Genomic DNA, 20,551 nt, shown 5'->3' with positions numbered 1-20,551 from the left:
AATTCTACCTAATTTACTTTCACAAAAAACTGAAAAGCTTCTCTTTGAAAGAGAAGATCGGCACTCTTTTTCGGATTGTCTATTATCTGGAGTATATCCCCCTCTTGCCTTACATCTTTTCTGTTTACCTGAAGCAGCTTGTCACCAAGTTTAAGACCGTAGTGCTGGGCTTTTTTCTCTATTTTGATAATGAAAAGATTCTTATCGAACGATATGCCCAAAAACTCCAAAAAGGTGTCACTTAAATAGCCGCCGCCTATCCTCTTTTGACTCTTTGCGCTAAGAGTTAAAAGCTCATCACCTCGTCTTATTTTGACACTGTGAGTAGAGCCGATCTCACTAAAGAGCACTTCTCTCATAAACGATGCGCTGTTTTTGACTTTTTTACCGTCTAGCTCAACTATTATGTCGCCTTTTTTAAATCTATTGTCTTTTATAAATGGGTTAGAGCTAAAAACTACGACATCTGAGCCGACATCTTTGACTCTCACTCCAAAATCACCGTAACTTACACTCTTTACTTTTAAAAATCTCTCTATATACTCTTTTTCGATTATTCCGCGCTCTGTCACTATACCCTCTATGGCACAACAGCTGTTTAGAAGCATGCTCGGTGCAGAGAGAGGTTCACTAAAGAGTGCAAAGCTGTTAAGCCCGACCTGTCTCTTTAGAATCTTTCCCTCTATAACGCTGTTGTTGTCAACACCGAAAGTACCTAGCGACTGGTTTATATTTACTCTAAAAGGGTATTTGAAACCATTGTTATCCTCTACAAGATATAGCAAGAGATATGGGTCATGTTTAATTATTTTTGCGTTTGGTGTTGTTGTGGAAAAGATAAGTTTTTGATCGTTTTTGAGTGGTACGTGAAGAGAGCTACCATCTATGACCTTTGCATCTACGACCTTTAATCTGCAGGAGTCAAAGCCGCCTTTGCATGCATAAAGGTTTAAAAAAAGAAGGTTAAGCGCTAAAAGCAGCCTAAGCACTTACTTCGCCCCAAATGGATTTGTACCACCCATTGAACCAAGCATGCCCAAAGCACTATTTTGTCTATTGTCCTCTACCATCTTGTTTGCGTCATTTATTGCGCCGATAAGCAGGATCTGAAGTGAGTCTTTGTCCTCAAGAAGCGAGTCGTCGATATTTATATCTATAACCTCGCCTTTTCCGTTTATGCTCACTTCGACCATACCGCCGCCGCTTTTTACTTTAAAAATTTTAGACTCCAGCTCAGCTTGAAGTTTCTTGGCATTTTCCTGCATACCTTCAAGCATCTTGCTCATATCGCCCAAATTTCCAAACATCTTTTAGATCTCTTCTAAAATTTCTTCGATGTCGTTGTTCTCATCAACGAGAACAACTCTTGGCTTATAAGTCTCCAAATCTTTTTCATCATAAGTAGCGTATGCGACTATAATGATCTTATCGCCTTTGTGAACTTTTCTAGCAGCCGCACCGTTTAGGCAGATATCTCTTTTGCCGCGTTCACCCAAAATAATATATGTTGAAAATCTCTCACCGTTATTGATGTTAAGTATCTCAACTTTTTGTCCAACTCTCATCTTTGAAGCCTCTAAAAGCTCCTCATCTACAGTGATCGAGCCAACATAGTTCAAGTTGGCATCAGTTACTGTAGCGCGATGAATTTTGCTGTACAACATCTCTATTGTCATTTTTTTACATTCCCATCTGTTTTTTCATATCGCACGGCGATATCGGTTCGTCCCACACTTCGGAACTGATTAAAAACTCTTCAACCACTTTGCCGCCGACGATGTGTTCTTCTATAATTCTATCAATTTTCTCTTTAGTAAGTGCTGCATACATAAAATGTCCAGGCTCTACCAACATAACCGGACCTGATGTACAGCGGTTCAGACATGATGTACGGATAGGCTGAACCGTTCCCATTATGCCCTCTTTCATCAATTTCTGTGCCAAATGCTGAAACAGATCCTGCGTCTGAGGTGTTACACATGAAGGTTTAGGCATGCCCGGAGGAGCAGATTGTTCACACTTGAATATGTAAAATGCCGGTTGAGGAATTCCCATAAGTTCCGTCCTTAATATTTTTCGCAATTATAGCAAAAATAATCTCATAAATATTAATGCTCAAAAATAAGTTTTTTTATTTAAGGATTTAACTTATTTTTAGTAACTCTCTTACTACTTCCCTGTCATCAAAAGGGAATTTTTCATCGTAGATTATCTGAAAAGATTCATCCCCTTTTCCAAGGATAACGACCACTTCATCCTTCTGCTGTTCATCAAGCGCCATCTGTATGGCTTTTTTTCTGTTTAGCTCCACATTGACGATGCTTCTGTCCTCGATCCCCTCTAAAATATCGTCTACGATACTTTGAGGGTCTTCGTTTCTCGGATTATCACTTGTTATATAGAGCTTTTTTGCCAAGCTCGCTGCCACTTTTCCCATCAGAGGTCTTTTGCTTCTGTCCCTGTCTCCGCCTGCTCCAAAAACGACTAAAAGCTCTTTCTCTTTGAGCGCATTGAGTACCTGCTGGATGCCGTCGGGCGTGTGCGCAAAATCGACTATTACATTCGGCTCTTCGCTTACCTGCTCCATTCTGCCGCTAACACCCGCAAAATTGTCCACGACCTCACAGACCTCTTCAAGCTTCTTGCCTGTTAAGATATGGGTTGCCGCAATTGCCGCCATAAGATTGTAGAGGTTGAAAAATCCATGCAGAGATGCTGTAAAGGGAACTACATCTTTTATATTTTGGATGATCCCGCTTGTCGCATTGTTAAGCGAGTATGCTATAAGTCTGTAAGTCGCTGAATTCTCAATACCGTATGTAAAGGTGTTCTTGACATTGAACGACGCTTTTGTCTCATCTTTGTTTATAAGTTTTTTACAGTCATCTTGAAAAAAGCTGTTTTTTACGGCTATATATTCGCCTATGGTCTTATGGTAGTCCAGATGATCCTGAGTGATGTTTGTTAAAATTTTAAGTTCAAAGTTCAGCCCTTCGACTCTTTTTTGAGCGATCGCATGGGAGCTTACTTCCATTACAAAAAACTCACACCCAGCTGCTACTGCTTGATAGATATGTTTGTATGTATTTAAAACCGAGGGCGTTGTCAAGCTCTTGCCCTCGATAAGTTCATCATTCATAAAAAAGCCGCGTGTTCCCTGCATTGCAGCCTTGTACCCGAGGTCTAGTAAAAATGAGTAGATGGCGCTTGCCGTTGTCGTTTTGCCGTTTGTTCCGGTAATGCCGACAATTTTTATATTGTCAACGCCGAAGAGTTTTGCAACATCTTTTATGCTTATGATCGAGTGAGCACCTCTCTCTTTTGCGTCTTGGAGGTAGTTCTCATTTTGAGCGGTCAGAACAAATGCCGTCTCTTTGTCACACTCTTGTGAATTTTCGGTTATATACCTAAACTCCTCTTCGGGTAGTTCAATTTTCAACTTTTTTGCCCTTTGCCAGCTTTTTGAGCAGTTTTCTAAGGAGTGCATCGCTCGGGTAAACGCTTAGAGCGTTTTCAAGATATGTCAAAGCCATCTCTGCAAAGCCGTGCTCTATAAGATTGTCCAAGAAGTCTACAAAATCCTCTTTTTGGGTGATTATGACCCTTGTCGAGAACATTATGTTCTCAAAAGTCTCTTTAAAACTCTCTCCGGAATCTATCAACGCCTTAAAATCTTTATACAAAATACCGTCTTCAAACTCTATTCTGTCACGGATAGGCTGCGCGAAAACTTCGCTGAGCTTCTCCATTGAACCGTCCATATTTTGCAAGATATCGCTCATGATGATATCCGCCTGCTCTTTGTCTTCCTCTTTTAAAATCTCATAGTAATCAAAAAGAGCCTCGGCACCGCCCTCTCCGCTAAGCGCCATCTCTGCGAGTATAACACCGTTGTAAGCCTCTTTTGAATTTGGAAAATTTTGCAGAACTGCTGCAAACTTATCCAACGCATTTTTGTAATCTGATTTGGAGAAACTATCTTTAGCTTGCGATAATATTTTATGTTTACTTATTGCCATCTTGTCTCCTTTAATATGTTTATAAATTATCTATATCGTTTTCCATGCCTATCGGCACATTTATGACCGTTAGTTCCGGATGAATATCCATCTTCAACTGTCTCTCTACACCGTACTTCAGCGTAGTGCCGCTGCTTGCACATCCGACGCACGCACCCCTTAGCTGTATGTAGACTTTTGAGTTTTTCACTGTTATAAACTCTATATCTCCGCCGTCAAGGGCCAAAGATGGACGAACCTTCTCTATAACATTCTTTACGGGATTCATTAACTCTTCATCTGTAAATGGTATCATGCCCATCCTTCATAATTTATATCTTTTATTGTTTTCATAAGATATGCAAATATTGCTTAACAAGTCATAAAAAATAGAACCTATCTACCTAAAGAAAGGATTTCATACACATATGAAGGCTTCCTCATCCCTACGAGGATAAAATCGACATTTTCGTTATTTATTAAATAGTTCAATGCGCACTCCTGCATAGTCCCGCTGCACTCTTTAAAGAACTCTTTTAACTCAACTCTTGTTCTTTTTGAGCACTCGTACGCCACCATCTTTCTGTATTCGCCAAGGTAAAGGTCAATAAACTCGACCAATGTTTTACTGCTCTCTTCATCTACCTTTTGAAGAACTTTTTTAATATGGGGGATTATCTGCGTAAACAAAAAAACGTCATAGTCGCCTATCCACCCGAATTTATGTTTAGTAGCATCCAACTGCTCCAAAAGATTGTAAAGCGGCTCCAGAGCTTCATTGTCGGAGACTTCCATCAGCTCATTGAAGTATGTGTAGTAATCCTTGCTCTCATCATAGTCCGCCAGACGATACATCATCTCGTTATACTTTGCGTTAAGAGGTCTGTTCGCTAAAACTCTAAGACCGTTCTCTTTTGCCCACGAAGCACACTTAAGCCCCTCTCTCTCCAAAAGATTTATAGGAAGCTCTATGGTCATAAAGCTGTGAGTTCTGTTTCCGACTATCATAGCCGCGTTGTATGCAAGTGTGAGCAGATCTTCATAAGGCAAAAACTCATCACTTGAGTGCGGAAGCGAAAAGCTATTTGAACTGATGCCGTAAGAGCCTATTCTTCCGCTCTTAACCTCCTCTTCAAGCCCTACAAAAGCCTCTTGCAATCTTCTGTACATCTCATCGAGACGCTCATCTTGCGCAACACCTCTGTTTATAGCATCAAGAAGATAGTACTCAGGATTATGGATAAGGTAGCAGCCTATTTTCTCCATCTCCAGACGCTCTAGTGAAGCGCTTAGCTGCTCATGCATAAATGCTCTTGAGATGGAGTGGTAACACTCCTCGCTATACTTTACGACTTCATCTTCATTTTCAATTATTGATGGGTTCTCTTTATACTCTTTTAGGTTTGAGCCCTGAATATAACCGAACTTGCTTACGATCTCGACTTCATCTTTTTTATCTTCGTCGAACTCTCTAAAGGCAACTGCAATAGCACGCTCTGCGCCGCCGTCCATATAGTTTGAAGATGTGTCTATCATTGTTATGCCGGATTCTATAGCCTCTTTGAGCGCCTGGATATGCTGAGGATTTATATCACTTATTCTATAAGTTCCAAATGCGAAATTACTCATTATGTCTCACTTTTATAATTTAAGTAGTTTAGAATGTGGAAATTTTGAAGGGTAGCGACAAGACCGAGAGGTCTTGAGCGCTTATTTTGTGTAAATTAAACTAATTCTATGAATGCCATAGTAGTAGCATCACCACGGCGGATACGAGTTCTAGTGATTCTAGTGTATCCTCCCGGGCGGTCAACATACTTAGGAGCTATCTCATTTACCAAAGTTTTAGTTGCTTCTTTGCTTTGAAGCGCCGCAAATACTGCTTTGTGAGCATTTGAATCACCTTTACCTGCAGCAGTAATAAGTTTTTCAATATAAGAGCGTAGCTCTTTTGCTTTCATAACAGTAGTTTCAATTTTACCATGTTCAATTAACGAAATACTTAGGTTCTTAAGTAAAGCAGCACGGTGTGAGCTTGTACGACCTAGTTTACGGTATCCATGACGATGTCTCATCTATAATTCCTCTTTTTAAAAGCTTATAAAGCTTCGATTTTCTTTTTTAATCCACTAACGATCTCATCTGAAAGATCGCCTCCAACTTCATATCCAAACTCTTGAAGTTTTTCAACGATCTCATCATATGACTTTTTACCAAGGTTCTTTACGTTTTTGAGGTCATTTGTGCTCATCAACGCTATTTCACCTATTAGTTTTATGTTAGAGCGGTCAAGACAGTTGAAACTTCTTGCACTCAAACCTAAGTTATCGATATGCATAGTCAGTTTTTTAAGGTCCGGGCTCTCTTCGGTTCTCTCAATAGTAGTCGGAGATTTAACGCTGATCTCGCTGTTAAATACAGCTAGTTGAGCATACATAACCTCAAGTGAGTTTCTAAACGCGTCCAACGGAGAAATTTGTCCGTCAGTTCTAATGTTCATTACAACTCTCTCAAAGTTAGGGTTATCTTCTACCAGTACGTTTTCTATTTTGTAAGTCGCGCTGCGAACAGGAGTGAAGTATGCATCTAGTGCGATGTATCCCTCTTCCAGTCCGTCATGAGTGTCCTCGCTAGCAACATAACCGATACCTTGTGCGATTTTGATCTTAAAGTTAAGCACTGAATCCTCATTTAGAGTTGCTAAATGAGACTCCGGTGTTACCACTTCCACTTCGCTATTTGTAAGGTCGCCGCCTTTAATAGTACAAGGACCCGCAAAGCTGTAATTAACTTCTGCCTCTGTAGCATCACCAAGTAGCTTAAATCTTATCTCTTTTAGATTTAGAATAAAATCAGAGATATCTTCAAGCATACCGCGCACTGAGTCGAACTCATGCTTAGCACCTTCAATTTTAATAGCTATTGGTGCATAACCTACCGAGCTACTTAACAAAAAACGGCGAAGTGGATGAGCTAAAGATATAGCATATCCAGTCTCAAAAGGATACGCCATTATATTAGCTTCATTCTCACTAATCTGCTCTACCTCAAACTCTTGAGGAGCAAGTGGAGTAGTTTTAATCTTTTTCATGTCTCTTACGCCTTTTATATTTTTAACTATTATTTCGAGTAAAGCTCAACGATTAAACGCTCTTCTACAGGTATAACAACTTCTTCACGCTCTGGAAGACGAGTAAAGATACCGAATTTTTTATCAGCATCGATATCAACCCATGGAGCTAAACCAGTCTGGTTTGTAAGCTCTAAAGCACGAACGATCTGAGAGTTGTTTTTGCTGCTCTCACGAACTTCAACTTTTTGTCCAGGTCTTACACGGTAAGAAGGAATGTCTAGTTTCTTTCCGTCTACCAAGATGTGACCGTGTGCTACAAGCTGGCGTGCAAAACGACGAGTAGTCGCGAATCCCATTCTGTAAACAACGTTGTCTAGTCTCTGCTCGATCAAAGTAACAAGGTTTGTACCCGTGTTTCCTTCTCTTCTTTTAGCTTCAACGAATAGTGCGCGGAACTGCTTCTCAGAAACACCGTACATGAATTTTGCTTTTTGCTTTTCATTTAACTGTAAACCGTATTCAGATACTTTTTTACGACGCTGACCATGTTGACCCGGAGCATAAGGACGTTTCTCTAATGCAGACTTACCTGCTAAACGACGCTCCCCTTTTAGGTTAAGGCTAACTCCAAATCTTCTTTCGATTTTTTCTACTGGACCTCTATATCTTGCCATCAGTAATCTCCTTAAACTCTACGGCGCTTAGGTGCGCGACAACCATTGTGTGGTAAAGGTGTAACATCTTTCATGAATGTAACACGGATACCCTCTATTGAACCAACAGCTTTAGTTGCTGTTTCACGACCTGAACCTGGACCTTGAACTTTAATACCAAGTTCTTTAATACCATGTACTTGAGCTTTCTCTACTGCTGCTTCAACAGCTGCCTGAGCCGCGAACGGAGTAGATTTTTTGCTACCTTTAAAACCAAGACTACCTGCAGAGCTCCAAGCGATCATGTTGCCCATTTCGTCTGTAATAGTTACAAGTGTATTGTTAAATGATGCAGAGATGTGGCAGATACCACGTGCAATATTTTTCTTTACTACTTTTTTTCTAACAGCTTTTCTTTTTGCCATCTGTTAATCCTTATGCTGCGCCGACAGTTTTACGTTTACCCTTACGAGTACGCGCATTTGTCTTAGTTTTTTGACCACGACATGGAAGACCACGACGGTGACGAAGACCTCTGTATGAACCTAGGTCCATAAGTGCTTTAATGTCCATTGCAACTTGCTTACGAAGATCACCTTCAACAACGTGATTTGCACGGATCTCTTTTGTGATCGCAGCAACATCATCTTCGCTAAGTTCGTAAACTCTTTTGTTATAGTCTATACCAGTAGCATCTAGGATCTTGCGAGAAGCATGAAGACCTATGCCGTATACGTATGTTAGACCATACTCAATTCTTTTCTTTTTAGGTAAATCAACACCAGAAATACGAGCCATGATTATCCTTGTCTCTGTTTATGTTTTTTGACTTTGCAGATTACTCTAACAATGCCTTTGCGTTTGATAACTTTACAGTCATCACACATCTTCTTTACTGAAGCGCGTACTTTCATTGAAAGTCTCCTGTATTTAATTCTTTGCTGCATTGGGGCAAGCATCTCTTTGTCTGCTTGCCAATACTTTTATCTACATATCTCTATATAGGTAAAAATACTCTAGCTTTTGTGTCAAAACAGCAAAGCGGATGAGGATTATACACAAATAAATGTAAAAGATTTATTAAAGCATTATGTTTTATATAAGATTATCTATTTTTACTCTTTTTTACTACAGTCTAATCCCACAAAACACTCACTCCGTACTCCGGATTTAAGACTATCTGCTTGTTATAGTAGATCTTTTTGCCGTACTTTTTGCTAAGAAGCTCAACCTCAATAGCCTCATTTTCCAAAAGCTCTCTTACCTCTTTATATGTAAGCCACTTTCCGTATTTCGCAAGTGAGTTCTGCCAGATACGAAAGTCGCACGAAGCATCATCTCTAAGCTCGAACATCTCGCCATCCTCGGTTTTCCAGTGAGCGTTGCTGCAGGCATAGAGCTTGACCTTTTTGCCGCGAACCTCTTTGTCACGCACCTCAATGGAACCATCCTCGCAATATGGGCATCTGCCTAAGATCATAACAATCTCCTCATATTCAATAAACATCGAAATTTTGAGAATATTACTGTTTTTAATCCATTTCTCTGAAAATTATTGCAAAATGCAATAATTATTTTATAGCTTTATAGATCAACAAGATTAAAAGCCATGCCAAAACCATTGTAATTACAGTATGGCTCAAGTAATGATGTCCCATTAACATTTTATACAATCCCATGCTCCATCCGATCGTGATTGCAACACCAAGAGCGACGAACCTGTTTTTCTGCCCTTTAAAAAGAAAAAAAAGCGACATAAGAGCAAAACCGCCGCTGGCATGACCGGCTGGATAGCACTTGAATTTTTTTAAAATATATGCCGGCATAGTGTCAAGGGCTCTTATATACGGGTACTCCCCGCCAAAATGCTGAGAATCACATGGGCATGGCACGTTTGATAGCGCTTTTAAGACTCCGACAACGAGCGGAACAGCCGCTATACTCAGCCATACTATAAGCAGCCCTGTTCTATACTCTTTCAATCTCTGTGCAGATTCTTTAAATGAGTATAGGTATAAAAACAGAATAAAAACTCCAAAAACTATAATTGCCTTTTTTATGCCCGTGTAAAAAAGCGTATCGGGCAGGCTCCCTTTTTCATGTGAAAGCAGCCACTTACCGGCAGTTTCATTATAAAAATAGTTTTGCACATAAATATCAATATTTGTAAGTTCAAAAAGAAAAAAAAGAGTAAAAAGGCAAAATATTGTAACTATAATTTGTCTATTCGCGCTCATATCTATCTAACCCCCTTTTATGAAGAGTACTCGCCCCCTGATAATAACTTACCGTCTCTGCTTCTAGAGTTTTATCTATTTCGGTCTCTTTGTATTTTGTATCGTAAAGATCCTGCTCAAGCACCTCATAGCTTTTAATCTTTTTTGTAGGAGACAACACCACAAGTTTATTGTCTTTATAGAGCCCAAGCTTTTGATATGTACCTATTAGTGCGCGTTCTTTAAATGATGGATCTAAAACATCACTGCCGTAAAACTTGCTTTTATATGACCAGTTCAATATGCTAAAGAGGGTCGGCATTATATCGATCTGACTTGCCACCTTATTGACAACCTGAGGTTTTAATATCTCGGGCGCATAAACGATTAAGGGAATATGATATTTATCAAGAGGCACCTCTGTTTTACCCGCACTTGTAGAGCAGTGATCCGCAACAATTACAAAGAGTGTATTTTTAAACCACGGTTTATCTTTGGCTTTTTTTATAAAATCCCCGATAGCATAATCCGTATATTTAACGGCTCCGTCTCTTCCCGTGTGTGAAGGTATGTCAATTTTCCCATCCGGATAGTCGTAAGGTCTGTGATTCGACGTAGTCATGACAAAACTCATAAAAGGCTTATGGGCTTTGTATGAGGAGTCAGCCTCTTTTAAAGTCTTGTTTAACAAATCCTCATCGCAAACTCCCCAAACAGTGTGATATGTATCTTCTTCATCACTGAAGTCTGCCCTGTCTACAATATCAAATCCGTTATTTGAAAAAAACTCGTTCATATTGTCAAAATAACCATGTCCGCCGTATATAAACTTTGTCTCATACCCTTTATTTCTAAAAATAAATCCGCTTGAGTACATATTGTGATTATCAGGTCGTTTGACGATTGAACGTCCCGGTGTCGGCGGTACGGAGAGAGTGATTGCTTCCATTCCTCTGATCGTCCGGGTACCTGTTGCATAAAAATTGTTAAAAAAAACACTCTCTTTTGCCAGAAAATCCAAGTTAGGAGTAAGCTCTTTTTCTGCGCCCAGAGTTTTGAGAAATTTACCGCTTAAACTCTCAACTACTATCATCATTACATTGTAATCCTTCTCTTCTCCCTGCTTTATTACATCTCTTGTTATATCGTTTGAATTTAAAAATATGGAGCCGTCCTCACCAACGCTCTTTTTTAAATTTGAAAAAACACTCTCCTGTTTGTCTGTTATATAAAAAGTATCATAATCAAGAGTGTTGTTTCTAAATGCCGCAAAAAGAGAGTACAAACCCGATTTGGCAAGTTCGTTGCTGTATTGGTTTTTGGAGATTTTTGAAAAATCATCGGTAACGGAGGCAAAAGAGAGAGCCGGAATCAAAAGGTATACAAATGCCGGCTTTAGACGCTGTTTGATACTGCTTTTAGTATTTAAAATATTTTCAATATAGCCAAGTTTGCAAAGAACATAAAAAACCGTTCCAGAGATAGCAGTTATAACACTGAGCAATATACCCATTGGATAGGATTCGCGTATGTTTCCTATAACCTCTTTTGTATAGACCAGATAATCAACCGCAATAAAATTAAATCTGACGCTAAACTCGTCCCAGAAAAACCATTCGCTAAATGCCAGAAAAACGGCTCCGAAAAGTAAGATATATGTAAACGCGTAGGTAACATAACGATGAGCAGTGTGTCCGAAAAACTTTTGCGGCATAAAAAAGAGATAAAGGACAAAAGGGATAACCAGATAACCGGCACTTATAAAATCATAGAATGCCCCGATCAGATATATTTTTGCTATCTCCACAAAAGAGAGCTCTATTATATCAATAGATTTAACCAAAAGCACTGTTCTTGTAATAGCCGAAATAATTAAAAAAAGCCAAAAAACCAGATTTATGAAACCATACCTGTTTGCTCTGTTTTCTTTCATATAGAATATCCTTTAATAAAAAATTACAAAATATTAAAGAAAAGATATGAAGCAGGAATGAAATCAGGATGAAGTTTTTTTCATAAACTTTATGAACAAATTTTCATCTTCTATTCATACAGTTTTAATAAAATCATTGTATTATTAAAACAAAATAAAATTGCGATCAAGGAAGAAAAAGAGCTTGAGAAACCAGCCCAAATACAGTTTTTTTAAAAACACGAACTATGCGCTAAATGGTCTTAAAGACATGATTAAGACGGAGAAATCATTTAAAATTGAGCTCACCGTCAGTGTTATATTACTGAGCGTGATATTTTTATTAGAGGTATCTTTGGTCCATAAGCTATTAATGTTTATGTCGTTAATGGGAATGTTGATAGCAGAAGCGATTAACAGTGCAATTGAGAGGACCGTTGATTTAGTTACGCTAGAGCATCATCATATGGCAGGCCGTGCCAAAGATGCGGGAAGTGCTGTTGTTTTTTTAAGCATAGCTGTTTTGGTTATAACGTGGGCAGTTATTTTAGCAGGGGCCTTATAAGTTATGCGTGTTTTAATTGTTGAAGATGATGAGAAAATTGCCTCTTTTATAAAAAAGGGGCTGCAAGAAGAGTCTTACAGCGTAGATGTTACGGAAAACGGATATGAAGCTATTTATATGATAGAGACGAGCAGTTACGATATTGTTTTGCTTGATTTGATGATACATGGCCTTAGCGGAATGGATGTCTGCAAAAATATAAGGGCAAAAAATATAAAGACTCCAATCATTATGCTTACTGCCAGAGATGAGCTAAAAGAAAAAGTCAAAGGGCTTGACAGCGGTGCCAATGACTACATAACAAAGCCTTTTGCGTTTGAGGAGCTGCTTGCTAGAATACGTGTGAAGCTAAGAAACTCCTCAACAACTTCAAGTACTATCAGCATAGCCGATCTAACCATAGACACCGCAAAACGTGAAGTAAAACGCGGCGGCAAAAAGATAAATCTTACTGCAAAAGAATATGCGCTGCTTGAATTTCTGGCAAGAAACAGCAAAAAACTGCTAACGGAGACCATTATAAAAGAGAATATCAGCGATATGGCGCAAGAGAGCATGAGCAACATAATAAATGTCTATATCTACAGACTGCGAAATAAAATAGACAAAGATTTTGATTTAAAACTTATTCACACTGTGCGCGGTTTAGGCTATATGCTAAGTGATGAAAATGTTTAAGAGCCTAAAGCTAAAACTGCTCTTTTATTTTTTCATCATAAATATAATAGTCCTGTCTGTTTATGGTGTCTTCATCTACAGTACTGCCAAAAAAGGTGTTTTAAACACAACTGATGCAGAGCTCAAGATGATATCTATAGATGTTATTCCGGACTTAAAAAAAGACAGCTATGAGAATGCAAAAGATATAGCAGACGAGCTTATAGATGAGTTTTCGATCGAGCCGCTATTTGTAAAGATAATCTACTACGGCAAAGAGAGCAAAAAAGTAGTTTATGAGACCCTCTCTTCCAGAGAGCATGAGTGGCTTTTTAACATACCGCTAAACGAGATAGGTCACCAAGGCAGTATATACTATTTTGACAAAGGCTCTTACCGTGTTAGCTCTATGCTGATATTTGACAAAGAAGAAACTAAAGTTTTCATACAACTTGCAATTCAAAAAATTATGAATTCGCCATACTTAAAACAACTATATTTCGGCTTGATAATTGCAACACCCATTCTTTTGATAGTTTTCTTGATTATTGCCAATATGCTTGTAAACAGAACACTCTCTCCTGTTAAAGAGGTTATATGCTCAGTAAAATCAATCTCGGCAAATAATCTATCAAACAGGGTTAGCACAAATAAAATTCCAACCGAGATTAAAGATCTTGTAGCAACTTTCAATAAGCTCTTAAACGATCTCGAAGAGTCCTTTAATAAAATAACGGACTTTAGCAACAATGCTTCACATGAGCTTAAAACACCGCTGACTGTTATACGCGGAGAGATTGAAGTAGCACTTAAACAAGACAGAGAACCGCAGGAGTATAAAGAGGTTTTAAAAAGCATCCTTCAAGAAAGTATCAGCATACAAAATATGATCGAACAGCTACTCTTCCTTGCCAAAAAAGATAAGACTGAACTTCACAGCAGTTTTAACGAACTCTATCTAGATGAACTGGTAAGCGATGCCGTTATGCAGATGAAAAAAATTGCTGCAGAAAAAGATATATCCATAGAAATAGAGAGCATTATTCCCGTAACGATTTATGCAAATGAGATACTCTTAAAAATAGCAATAAACAATATTCTCAGAAACGCTGTTATTTACAGCCCAAAAAGTTCATATATTTATATCTCTTTAAGTGAAGATGACAAAGAGTATACTATTGCCGTCAGAGATAACGGATATGGCATAAACAAAGAGGACTTGCCTTTTGTATTTGAGAGATTTTACAGGGCAGACAAAGCCCGTTCACGTAAGGACGGCGGTACAGGACTGGGTCTCTCTATCGTTAAGATGATTTTGGATATTCACAACTGTACCATAGAGATAACAAGTACTAAAAATAGAGGAACGATAGTAAACATAAAAATTCCAAGAAATTAGATAAAATTCCGCCCATGAATATATATGAAGATAAATTTCAAGCGAGCATACAGAACACTCTTTTTTACAGACTCCCGCCAAAAGAGCAGGAGTTCATACGCTCCAAAGCCCATCTGCACAGATTTTCTCATCAGGAGATAAAACAGATCATCGACATCGCAAGAGACCTTGAGATGTGGAACGAAAAGAACATCATAGAGATATTCCCAGAACATTCACAGAAAAAAGTTGTTTTCTCAAGACTTAAAAAAGCGTATGAAGAGCTGCGCAGCAAGCCAAACTCATACAAAGGCTTTGAGCTTAAAAACCAGAGAGACGAGCAGAAGTTCACCTTCAAGACAGAAGCAAAAGATGGGTTTGGGCTTGGGCTCTGCCCCGTTGCGAGCGAAAAGACGCGCTGTTGCAACCTTCTAACTCTTGATGCGGTCGAGAGCTGCGGGTTTGACTGCTCTTACTGCTCTATACAATCCTTTTACAACCAAGACACCATAACTTTTGACAGCTCTTTTGCGACAAAACTAAAAAATCTCCAACTTAACAAGAACAGAACCTACCACATAGGTACGGGTCAATCTTCGGACTCGCTTTTATGGGGCAACAGAGAGGGCGTATTGGATGCTCTCTTTGATTTTGCTTCGCATAATCCAAATGTGATTTTGGAATTTAAGACAAAATCAGATAATATCAAATACTTTTTAGAGAACGACGTCCCTAAAAACATACTCTGTACCTGGTCGCTCAACACGCCTACCATCATCCAGAACGAGGAGCATCTGACCGCTTCTTTGGACAAAAGGATCAGAGCCGCAAGAAGAGTGGCAGACAAAGGCGTTAAGGTCGGTTTTCATTTTCACCCGATAGTGGAGTATGAGAACTATCTTCGCGAGTACGGCGAAGTTTACGCAAGGCTTCTTAGAGAGTTTAAGGCGCACGAAGTGGCACTTCTGAGTTTCGGTACGCTGACATTTATAAAACCTGTTATCAAACAGCTTCGTGAGCGTGATTTTAGAAGCAAGATCACACAGATGCCACTTGTCGATGCAAGCGGCAAAAGCTCCTACCCTATTGAAACAAAGGTGGAGATGTTCAAACACGCCTACGAGAGTTTTGCTCCTTGGCACAAAGAGGTATTTTTTTATCTATGCATGGAAGAGCATGAGATGTGGAAGGAAGCGTTTGGTTACCAGTACTCGACAAACAACGACTTTGAGAGAGCGATGCTCGCTGCCTATACAAAAAAACTAGAGATGGAGTTTTTAATATGAAGTTTTTATCCGACAATCTGCTCTACATCTATATGGCATCTCTTGTTATCTCCTCTTTGTACGACACCATATTTATACAAAAAGAGACAAAGCCCAATGCAATGGTGCTTCACAAGGTTCAAGAGGCTCCGCAACAGAGCGCACTCTCGGTCAGTGAGAAAAAGAGAGAGTTCGGCAACCTTGTCATTCCTGCCATCGACAGAGTTTACGCAGAGCTTGAAGAGCAGTACAACGAGATATCCAAAAACATTACAAACCCGGCATATAAAGAGAAGATCTCTCAGTTAAAAGAGGTATACAAAGTGGAGAGTGACGAGGAGCTGTTAATGGCTCTTAAACCTCATCCAAAAAGCATTGCCATAGCTCAGGCGGCGATGGAGAGCGCATGGGCGGAGTCACGCTTCTTTAAAGAGGCGAACAACCTCTACGGCATGTGGGCGGTAAATAAAAAAGGTCCGAGAATTGCCGCTTCCGAGCAGAGAGGAAAGAGAGTCATCTGGCTGAAAAAGTACTCAAGCATAGAGGACTCCATCAGAGACTACTACAAAACTCTTGCCCGCTCTAAGGCCTACAAAGATTTCAGGGAGCTTAAGATGCAGACTGACGACCCCTACCTGCTGGTCGAGAAGCTTGAGAACTACTCCGAGATAGGTGAGCAGTACGGCGAAGACCTCATGAAGATCATCAGATACAACAAGCTCTACATCTACGATGAGTAGAGCCTGCTCTTATATATTGGACTGAAGAGGAGTTGCAGTCGGGCTGGAAATCTTAGTGACTTCCGCAACCGCCGCCGCAGCATCCGTTGCTAGTTGAGTCGCTCATAGCGATCACGAAGCTATCTCCGACTTCTTGAACTTTAAAGCTGTGCTTGCCGCAGAACTCATCGTTCATAGTGTCTCTCATCTCGATCGATTTAAGAAGAGCGCCATCTTTTGACTCCATCTCCAAACCGTTTACCAGGTCACTTTTTTTAAAACAGCTGCACTCTTTTTCTACAATAATCTTGAACATATTTTTTTCCTTTTTTTATCTAAATTTTTCAAATAATATCAAATTCCACTGTTTATATTCTTAGCGCTTTTGAGATATGAATATTTTTAAGATTGCCATAATTATGACAATGTTTATATGCCCATGGCGTTTGATATGCTAAAGAGGATATAATGTCAAAAAAGTTCTTAGACCTGTGTTTAGGACAGACGGAATAACAAGGAAACAAATTGCAACAGAACCAACATTTAGAACTTGGACGCATAAACTGCCTCAAAGTTGACAGACACACTCCCCACGGTATATTTTTAACGGCACTCGATGAAAAAGATGTGCTCCTGCCGCAAGCCTACGTAACTGATGAGATGAAAGAGGAGACTCTCTTGGAGGTCTTTTTATATACAGACTCGGAGGACAGGCTTATCGCCACGACCCTTAAACCAAAAGCGATGCTTGATGAGTATGCTCTGTTCGAGGTTGTGGATGTTGCCCCTTTTGGAGCATTTGTCGATTGGGGACTTGCAAAAGATCTCTTTGTCCCCAATATGTTTCAAAAAGAGAAGTTCAAGATCGGCGATAATAGATTTCTAAAAGTTGTATATGACGAAAAGACGCACAGACTTGTGGGAACCGAGAAACTGGGCGACTTTTTTGACAAAAGGCCAAAAGGACTCTCTGTAAACAAAGAGGTCGATATACTCATCATCGCAAGAACTCCCCTTGGCTTTAAGTGCGTTGTAGAAGAGAGATATGAGGGGCTTATCTACCATAACGAGATCTTTGAAGCGATAGAGATCGGAAGCAGAAGAAAAGCATATGTAAAAACCGTAAGAAAAGACGGCTGCATTGATCTGAAACTTCAAGCTGGTGGAGCAAAACAGAAGGACATCTCATGCGAAAAGGTCCTCTCTCTTCTAAAAAAGAGCGGCGGAGTGATGCCTTACAACTACAAAAGTGACGCAGAGCTTATAAAAGATGTGTTCGCTCTTAGCAAAAAAGAGTTCAAACGCTCGCTTACTGCTCTTCAAGAGAGCCAAGATATAGAGGTCAAAGATACGGGAATATATCTAAAGAGCTAAGATGGCAAAACAAAAAAAGAGCATAGAGCTTGAAAACATATCCTTTTCGCAAGGGAGAGACTCATACACTCTTTTGCGTTTTTTTCCTCTGAAAATGAGCGTTGATGTTATGGTTTATGAAGATGGAGTAAAGGCTAGAGTTAAAAATATTCCCTTTGCTCATCTGCCAAAAGAGATAAAAAAAATTGTAAAACCCAACTAGAATTTATTATCTCTTTTTGGGTAATATGTCCTATTAAAAACGGAGAATCTTCATGTCAAAAGTAAAAAAATGCAACTCCCTCGAAGAGGTCAGATCAGAGATAGATAAGATAGATGACGAGATAGTAAATCTAATCTCAAAAAGAAGCCATCTTGTACGTCAGGCAGCTTCCTTTAAAAACAGTATTGAAGAGGTTAAGGCAGATGACAGAGTTGATTATATCCTGCAAAAAGTTCGTCACTCCGCGATTCAAGCAGATGTATCTCCAAATATGATCTCTGATCTTTTCAAGATAATGATAAACGAGATGGTCGAGACAGAGATATCTGAATTTAGAAATACGCAGACCTTTTAAGCTATCTGATGAAATATCTTCTTACCCTGCTCCTACTAACATTTTACACTTATGCCTCCGATGCGTTCATAACGCCTGATAGATTAAAAGAGCTATTAAAAGATGAGAGGCTGGTTCTTTTAGATGTAAGCAGCATGTATGAGACAAGCCATATAACAGGAGCTCTTTATGCGGACATCTCCAAGTTTACCAAAAGCAAATATGAGAGACTCGCTTCTACTTACAGCAAAAACGTACAAAAAGAGATAAAAGAGCTTGGAATAGACCCAGACTCGCATGTGGTCATATATTCAAGAAGCAGTGATGATGAGTTTCAAAAAGCGACATATCTGGCGTTTGTCTTGATAGAACACGGATTTGAGAACGTCTCCATACTTGATGGCGGTTATATGGCGTGGGTGTTTGAGTACCACACTCTCGTCTCCTCCAAAAAAAGCTCTGCAAAAGATGACGGCACTTATGAGATAAAACACAATCCAAACTTATTGATAGAACCTGATTACATAGATAGAAACAGCAGAAGTGTTGCGGTAGTAGAGAGAGACTATAGAGAGATCTTTTTTGATGATCTTACACTTAGAGGCAATGATGAGTTAAATGAGTTTGTGTCCGAGCTTAGTCTGTTAAAAGATAAAGAGATCGCGGTCCATGACGAGACCATATTCAAAGCCTCTATCAACTGGTATATTCTATATAAGGAACTTGGCTTTAAAAATGTAAAGATATTACATTTTTAGCTCCTTTAATTAAACTACCCTGCTAAGCTCTTCAACACTGTTTTTTATAACTTTGATGCTCTCGTTGCTTCTTTTTGAGAGTTCGTCTATCTTTACGATGTTGCCTATTATCTCTTCTGTTGTTTTAGCGTTTTGGGTATAGCTCTCAACCGTTCTCTCTGCTAAAACCACTCCGTTGCAGATCGCCTGAGAGATGCTCTCCATGCGTTTTGATGCATCTGTGGAGAGTTCTGCCAAAGACTCTATTGACTGAGAGCTTCTGTTCATCTGCTCGCTTGTGTCGTTTATAGATTGGCTAACCACATTGATGGTAGCATTTATCTCTGTAAGTGACTTCTGCGTTCTCTCTGCAAGCTTTCTTACTTCATCTGCGACAACGGCAAATCCGCGTCCATGCTCACCTGCACGTGCAGCTTCAATAGCGGCATTTAGTGCAAGAAGGTTTGTCTGGTCTGCAATATCTGCAATCACCGTAATGACCTCTTTAACCTGATTTGCATCTTCAGAGACCTTGCTTAGATCGTTCGCCAAAACATTTTGCGTGCTTGAAGCATCTTGGAGCTGATTTACGATGCCGCTTATCTCATCTTTTATGCTCTTTAGATTTTCGCTCACTTGGGTTATGTTCTCTTTTGAGTTCGAAGCATCTACAAGGTCATCTCCAAGTACCGTTTTTAGTTTTTCACCTATAGATACAACTTTTGCAAGAAGCTCTCTCTCGTTTATCATGCTCATATTTGTATTTTCATAGTCGCTGTTTATCTTTGCGACTATCTTCTCAATGGTGTGTGATTTTTCGTTAGTATCTTGCGCCTGCAGAAATATCTCCTGAAACCTGTTCATATTTTCTGCCGCTTTGCTAAGCTCTGAGTTGTAGCTGTTCTTTAAAACGATCTTCTCTCCATGCTCAAGATTTTCAAGCTGCTTTATAAGAGATTTTGTCATATCGACACCGTTATACTTCTCATCCAGGTCATGAACAACAATGACAGCCGCTACTACATACTGGACTATCTGTCCTACAATATTGTCAGTAAAAAATGTTGCGTTGAGTATAAGAAGAACTATGCCGACGTAGTGAACAAAACGCATGCGGAAAAAGAGGGAGTATAACATTACTAATCCTTATATTACTATATAAGGGAATTATACAAGATTGAGCTTAATTTAATTAATTGTAAGAAGAATTTGTGATAAAAAGAGGTAAAACCTCTTCTTATTTGTATCTGTAAGTGATACGACCCTTATCAAGTGAGTATGGTGTCAACTCCAGTTTAACTTTGTCACCAGGCAGTATTTTAATATAGTGCATACGCATCTTTCCTGCAATATGACATAAAATAATATGCCCGTTTTCTAACTCAACACGAAATGTTGCATTTGGCAAAGCCTCTATAATCTTGCCATCAACTTCGATAACATCTGATTTAGCCATTTTAATCCTTTT

Annotated in this window: 29 protein-coding genes; 9 read left to right on the top strand and 20 right to left on the bottom strand. The window is 39.3% G+C overall.

All coding sequences use genetic code 11. The features are described from left to right. Positions 1–8: 8 nt before the first annotated feature. From RBR61_RS08720 to RBR61_RS08640, 17 genes are all read right to left on the bottom strand, one after another. Positions 9–989 (bottom strand): PDZ domain-containing protein, encoded by a 981-nt coding sequence (locus RBR61_RS08720; protein ID WP_320343631.1) that lies wholly within the window; start codon positions 987–989, stop codon positions 9–11. Next, positions 990–1,307, bottom strand: a complete 318-nt coding sequence (locus tag RBR61_RS08715) for a YbaB/EbfC family nucleoid-associated protein (RefSeq protein WP_320343630.1) — start codon at positions 1,305–1,307, stop codon at positions 990–992. It abuts the gene before it with no gap. A gap of 3 nt (positions 1,308–1,310) precedes the next feature. Continuing rightward, positions 1,311–1,676: an aspartate 1-decarboxylase gene (panD, locus tag RBR61_RS08710; RefSeq protein WP_320343628.1), complete on the bottom strand. Its 366-nt coding sequence runs from the start codon at positions 1,674–1,676 to the stop codon at positions 1,311–1,313. A 4-nt stretch (positions 1,677–1,680) separates the two neighbouring features. Then, positions 1,681–2,055 carry a (2Fe-2S) ferredoxin domain-containing protein gene (locus RBR61_RS08705; RefSeq protein WP_137011658.1) on the bottom strand — a complete coding sequence of 125 codons (375 nt, stop codon included), beginning with the start codon at positions 2,053–2,055 and terminating at the stop codon, positions 1,681–1,683. 88 nt (positions 2,056–2,143) lie between these two features. Then, positions 2,144–3,439: a UDP-N-acetylmuramoyl-L-alanyl-D-glutamate--2,6-diaminopimelate ligase gene (locus RBR61_RS08700; RefSeq protein ID WP_320343626.1), complete on the bottom strand. Its 1,296-nt coding sequence runs from the start codon at positions 3,437–3,439 to the stop codon at positions 2,144–2,146. Next, a complete protein-coding gene (locus tag RBR61_RS08695; protein WP_320343625.1) occupies positions 3,429–4,019 on the bottom strand; it encodes a hypothetical protein in 591 nt (196 codons plus the stop codon). The genes RBR61_RS08700 and RBR61_RS08695 overlap by 11 nt, the downstream gene beginning before the upstream one ends. Positions 4,020–4,038: 19 nt before the next feature. Beyond that, entirely contained in the window at positions 4,039–4,314 is a 276-nt protein-coding gene (locus RBR61_RS08690) for a NifU family protein (RefSeq protein ID WP_320343623.1), read from the bottom strand. An 80-nt stretch (positions 4,315–4,394) separates the two neighbouring features. Next, positions 4,395–5,627 (bottom strand): aldo/keto reductase, encoded by a 1,233-nt coding sequence (locus tag RBR61_RS08685; protein ID WP_320343622.1) that lies wholly within the window; start codon positions 5,625–5,627, stop codon positions 4,395–4,397. Positions 5,628–5,722: 95 nt separating this feature from the next. After that, positions 5,723–6,073 (bottom strand): 50S ribosomal protein L17, encoded by a 351-nt coding sequence (gene rplQ, locus RBR61_RS08680; RefSeq protein WP_137011649.1) that lies wholly within the window; start codon positions 6,071–6,073, stop codon positions 5,723–5,725. A 23-nt stretch (positions 6,074–6,096) separates the two neighbouring features. Beyond that, positions 6,097–7,089 (bottom strand): DNA-directed RNA polymerase subunit alpha, encoded by a 993-nt coding sequence (locus RBR61_RS08675; protein ID WP_320343621.1) that lies wholly within the window; start codon positions 7,087–7,089, stop codon positions 6,097–6,099. A gap of 29 nt (positions 7,090–7,118) precedes the next feature. Then, a complete protein-coding gene (gene rpsD / locus RBR61_RS08670) occupies positions 7,119–7,745 on the bottom strand; it encodes a 30S ribosomal protein S4 (RefSeq protein WP_320343619.1) in 627 nt (208 codons plus the stop codon). An 11-nt stretch (positions 7,746–7,756) separates the two neighbouring features. Next, positions 7,757–8,149: a 30S ribosomal protein S11 gene (rpsK, locus tag RBR61_RS08665; RefSeq protein ID WP_137011643.1), complete on the bottom strand. Its 393-nt coding sequence runs from the start codon at positions 8,147–8,149 to the stop codon at positions 7,757–7,759. Between the two features lie 10 nt (positions 8,150–8,159). After that, positions 8,160–8,522, bottom strand: coding sequence for a 30S ribosomal protein S13 (gene rpsM / locus RBR61_RS08660; RefSeq protein WP_320343617.1), 363 nt, complete (start codon positions 8,520–8,522; stop codon positions 8,160–8,162). A gap of 2 nt (positions 8,523–8,524) precedes the next feature. Continuing rightward, entirely contained in the window at positions 8,525–8,638 is a 114-nt protein-coding gene (gene rpmJ, locus RBR61_RS08655) for a 50S ribosomal protein L36 (protein WP_008338806.1), read from the bottom strand. A gap of 221 nt (positions 8,639–8,859) precedes the next feature. Further along, positions 8,860–9,204: a hypothetical protein gene (locus tag RBR61_RS08650; protein ID WP_320343612.1), complete on the bottom strand. Its 345-nt coding sequence runs from the start codon at positions 9,202–9,204 to the stop codon at positions 8,860–8,862. 91 nt (positions 9,205–9,295) lie between these two features. Beyond that, positions 9,296–9,874 carry a phosphatase PAP2 family protein gene (locus RBR61_RS08645; RefSeq protein WP_320343611.1) on the bottom strand — a complete coding sequence of 193 codons (579 nt, stop codon included), beginning with the start codon at positions 9,872–9,874 and terminating at the stop codon, positions 9,296–9,298. A gap of 73 nt (positions 9,875–9,947) precedes the next feature. Further along, complete coding sequence (locus RBR61_RS08640; RefSeq protein ID WP_320343610.1) at positions 9,948–11,873, bottom strand: LTA synthase family protein; 1,926 nt, start codon at positions 11,871–11,873, stop codon at positions 9,948–9,950. A 184-nt stretch (positions 11,874–12,057) separates the two neighbouring features. Here RBR61_RS08640 and RBR61_RS08635 point away from each other — a divergent pair, with 184 nt between their 5' ends. Genes RBR61_RS08635 through RBR61_RS08615 form a run of 5 tightly spaced genes read left to right on the top strand, consistent with a single transcriptional unit; the run spans position 12,058 to position 16,457 of the window. Next, positions 12,058–12,417, top strand: a complete 360-nt coding sequence (locus tag RBR61_RS08635) for a diacylglycerol kinase (RefSeq protein ID WP_320343608.1) — start codon at positions 12,058–12,060, stop codon at positions 12,415–12,417. Positions 12,418–12,420: 3 nt separating this feature from the next. After that, positions 12,421–13,095, top strand: coding sequence for a response regulator transcription factor (locus RBR61_RS08630; protein WP_320343607.1), 675 nt, complete (start codon positions 12,421–12,423; stop codon positions 13,093–13,095). Next, positions 13,082–14,473 (top strand): ATP-binding protein, encoded by a 1,392-nt coding sequence (locus tag RBR61_RS08625; RefSeq protein ID WP_320343604.1) that lies wholly within the window; start codon positions 13,082–13,084, stop codon positions 14,471–14,473. The genes RBR61_RS08630 and RBR61_RS08625 overlap by 14 nt, the downstream gene beginning before the upstream one ends. Before the next feature lie 14 nt (positions 14,474–14,487). Then, entirely contained in the window at positions 14,488–15,738 is a 1,251-nt protein-coding gene (locus RBR61_RS08620; RefSeq protein WP_320343603.1) for a spore photoproduct lyase family protein, read from the top strand. Further along, the gene (locus RBR61_RS08615) at positions 15,735–16,457 is read left to right on the top strand and encodes a glucosaminidase domain-containing protein (protein WP_320343601.1); all 723 of its coding nucleotides are present in this window, start codon (positions 15,735–15,737) and stop codon (positions 16,455–16,457) included. Before RBR61_RS08620 ends, RBR61_RS08615 begins: the two co-directional genes overlap by 4 nt. 52 nt (positions 16,458–16,509) lie before the next feature. On the opposite strand, the gene RBR61_RS08610 is transcribed toward RBR61_RS08615, so the two are convergent. Continuing rightward, positions 16,510–16,752 (bottom strand): hypothetical protein, encoded by a 243-nt coding sequence (locus tag RBR61_RS08610; protein ID WP_320343600.1) that lies wholly within the window; start codon positions 16,750–16,752, stop codon positions 16,510–16,512. Positions 16,753–16,961: 209 nt separating this feature from the next. Between RBR61_RS08610 and RBR61_RS08605 the strand changes: the two genes are divergently transcribed. The 4 genes from RBR61_RS08605 to RBR61_RS08590 are packed head-to-tail and all read left to right on the top strand — an operon-like array spanning position 16,962 to position 19,104. Further along, positions 16,962–17,810, top strand: coding sequence for a S1-like domain-containing RNA-binding protein (locus tag RBR61_RS08605; RefSeq protein ID WP_320343599.1), 849 nt, complete (start codon positions 16,962–16,964; stop codon positions 17,808–17,810). 1 nt (position 17,811) lies between these two features. Then, positions 17,812–18,012 (top strand): hypothetical protein, encoded by a 201-nt coding sequence (locus RBR61_RS08600; RefSeq protein WP_320343597.1) that lies wholly within the window; start codon positions 17,812–17,814, stop codon positions 18,010–18,012. 52 nt (positions 18,013–18,064) lie between these two features. After that, entirely contained in the window at positions 18,065–18,367 is a 303-nt protein-coding gene (locus RBR61_RS08595; RefSeq protein WP_320343595.1) for a chorismate mutase, read from the top strand. Between the two features lie 8 nt (positions 18,368–18,375). After that, complete coding sequence (locus RBR61_RS08590) at positions 18,376–19,104, top strand: rhodanese-like domain-containing protein (protein WP_320343593.1); 729 nt, start codon at positions 18,376–18,378, stop codon at positions 19,102–19,104. A gap of 9 nt (positions 19,105–19,113) precedes the next feature. Here the strand turns inward: RBR61_RS08590 and RBR61_RS08585 are convergent, their stop codons facing one another. Beyond that, complete coding sequence (locus RBR61_RS08585) at positions 19,114–20,220, bottom strand: methyl-accepting chemotaxis protein (protein WP_320343591.1); 1,107 nt, start codon at positions 20,218–20,220, stop codon at positions 19,114–19,116. Between the two features lie 100 nt (positions 20,221–20,320). Beyond that, a complete protein-coding gene (gene infA / locus RBR61_RS08580) occupies positions 20,321–20,539 on the bottom strand; it encodes a translation initiation factor IF-1 (protein ID WP_008338996.1) in 219 nt (72 codons plus the stop codon). Positions 20,540–20,551 lie beyond the last annotated feature (12 nt).

This window comes from Sulfurimonas sp. (assembly GCF_034005705.1).
Lineage (GTDB): Bacteria > Campylobacterota > Campylobacteria > Campylobacterales > Sulfurimonadaceae > Sulfurimonas.
This window is presented reverse-complemented; position numbering and strand designations above follow the sequence as displayed.

What these genes read in the sequence shown, in the direction of transcription:
- RBR61_RS08715 (WP_320343630.1), bottom strand. Translation starts at nt 1,307, where the DNA reads ATGTTTGGAAATTTGGGCGATATGAGCAAGATGCTTGAAGGTATGCAG.
- panD (WP_320343628.1), bottom strand. Translation starts at nt 1,676, where the DNA reads ATGACAATAGAGATGTTGTACAGCAAAATTCATCGCGCTACAGTAACT.
- RBR61_RS08705 (WP_137011658.1), bottom strand. Translation starts at nt 2,055, where the DNA reads ATGGGAATTCCTCAACCGGCATTTTACATATTCAAGTGTGAACAATCT.
- RBR61_RS08695 (WP_320343625.1), bottom strand. Translation starts at nt 4,019, where the DNA reads ATGGCAATAAGTAAACATAAAATATTATCGCAAGCTAAAGATAGTTTC.
- RBR61_RS08690 (WP_320343623.1), bottom strand. Translation starts at nt 4,314, where the DNA reads ATGATACCATTTACAGATGAAGAGTTAATGAATCCCGTAAAGAATGTT.
- RBR61_RS08685 (WP_320343622.1), bottom strand. Translation starts at nt 5,627, where the DNA reads ATGAGTAATTTCGCATTTGGAACTTATAGAATAAGTGATATAAATCCT.
- rplQ (WP_137011649.1), bottom strand. Translation starts at nt 6,073, where the DNA reads ATGAGACATCGTCATGGATACCGTAAACTAGGTCGTACAAGCTCACAC.
- RBR61_RS08675 (WP_320343621.1), bottom strand. Translation starts at nt 7,089, where the DNA reads ATGAAAAAGATTAAAACTACTCCACTTGCTCCTCAAGAGTTTGAGGTA.
- rpsD (WP_320343619.1), bottom strand. Translation starts at nt 7,745, where the DNA reads ATGGCAAGATATAGAGGTCCAGTAGAAAAAATCGAAAGAAGATTTGGA.
- rpsK (WP_137011643.1), bottom strand. Translation starts at nt 8,149, where the DNA reads ATGGCAAAAAGAAAAGCTGTTAGAAAAAAAGTAGTAAAGAAAAATATT.
- rpsM (WP_320343617.1), bottom strand. Translation starts at nt 8,522, where the DNA reads ATGGCTCGTATTTCTGGTGTTGATTTACCTAAAAAGAAAAGAATTGAG.
- rpmJ (WP_008338806.1), bottom strand. Translation starts at nt 8,638, where the DNA reads ATGAAAGTACGCGCTTCAGTAAAGAAGATGTGTGATGACTGTAAAGTT.
- RBR61_RS08650 (WP_320343612.1), bottom strand. Translation starts at nt 9,204, where the DNA reads ATGATCTTAGGCAGATGCCCATATTGCGAGGATGGTTCCATTGAGGTG.
- RBR61_RS08640 (WP_320343610.1), bottom strand. Translation starts at nt 11,873, where the DNA reads ATGAAAGAAAACAGAGCAAACAGGTATGGTTTCATAAATCTGGTTTTT.
- RBR61_RS08630 (WP_320343607.1), top strand. Translation starts at nt 12,421, where the DNA reads ATGCGTGTTTTAATTGTTGAAGATGATGAGAAAATTGCCTCTTTTATA.
- RBR61_RS08625 (WP_320343604.1), top strand. Translation starts at nt 13,082, where the DNA reads ATGAAAATGTTTAAGAGCCTAAAGCTAAAACTGCTCTTTTATTTTTTC.
- RBR61_RS08620 (WP_320343603.1), top strand. Translation starts at nt 14,488, where the DNA reads ATGAATATATATGAAGATAAATTTCAAGCGAGCATACAGAACACTCTT.
- RBR61_RS08615 (WP_320343601.1), top strand. Translation starts at nt 15,735, where the DNA reads ATGAAGTTTTTATCCGACAATCTGCTCTACATCTATATGGCATCTCTT.
- RBR61_RS08610 (WP_320343600.1), bottom strand. Translation starts at nt 16,752, where the DNA reads ATGTTCAAGATTATTGTAGAAAAAGAGTGCAGCTGTTTTAAAAAAAGT.
- RBR61_RS08600 (WP_320343597.1), top strand. Translation starts at nt 17,812, where the DNA reads ATGGCAAAACAAAAAAAGAGCATAGAGCTTGAAAACATATCCTTTTCG.
- RBR61_RS08595 (WP_320343595.1), top strand. Translation starts at nt 18,065, where the DNA reads ATGTCAAAAGTAAAAAAATGCAACTCCCTCGAAGAGGTCAGATCAGAG.
- RBR61_RS08590 (WP_320343593.1), top strand. Translation starts at nt 18,376, where the DNA reads ATGAAATATCTTCTTACCCTGCTCCTACTAACATTTTACACTTATGCC.
- RBR61_RS08585 (WP_320343591.1), bottom strand. Translation starts at nt 20,220, where the DNA reads ATGTTATACTCCCTCTTTTTCCGCATGCGTTTTGTTCACTACGTCGGC.
- infA (WP_008338996.1), bottom strand. Translation starts at nt 20,539, where the DNA reads ATGGCTAAATCAGATGTTATCGAAGTTGATGGCAAGATTATAGAGGCT.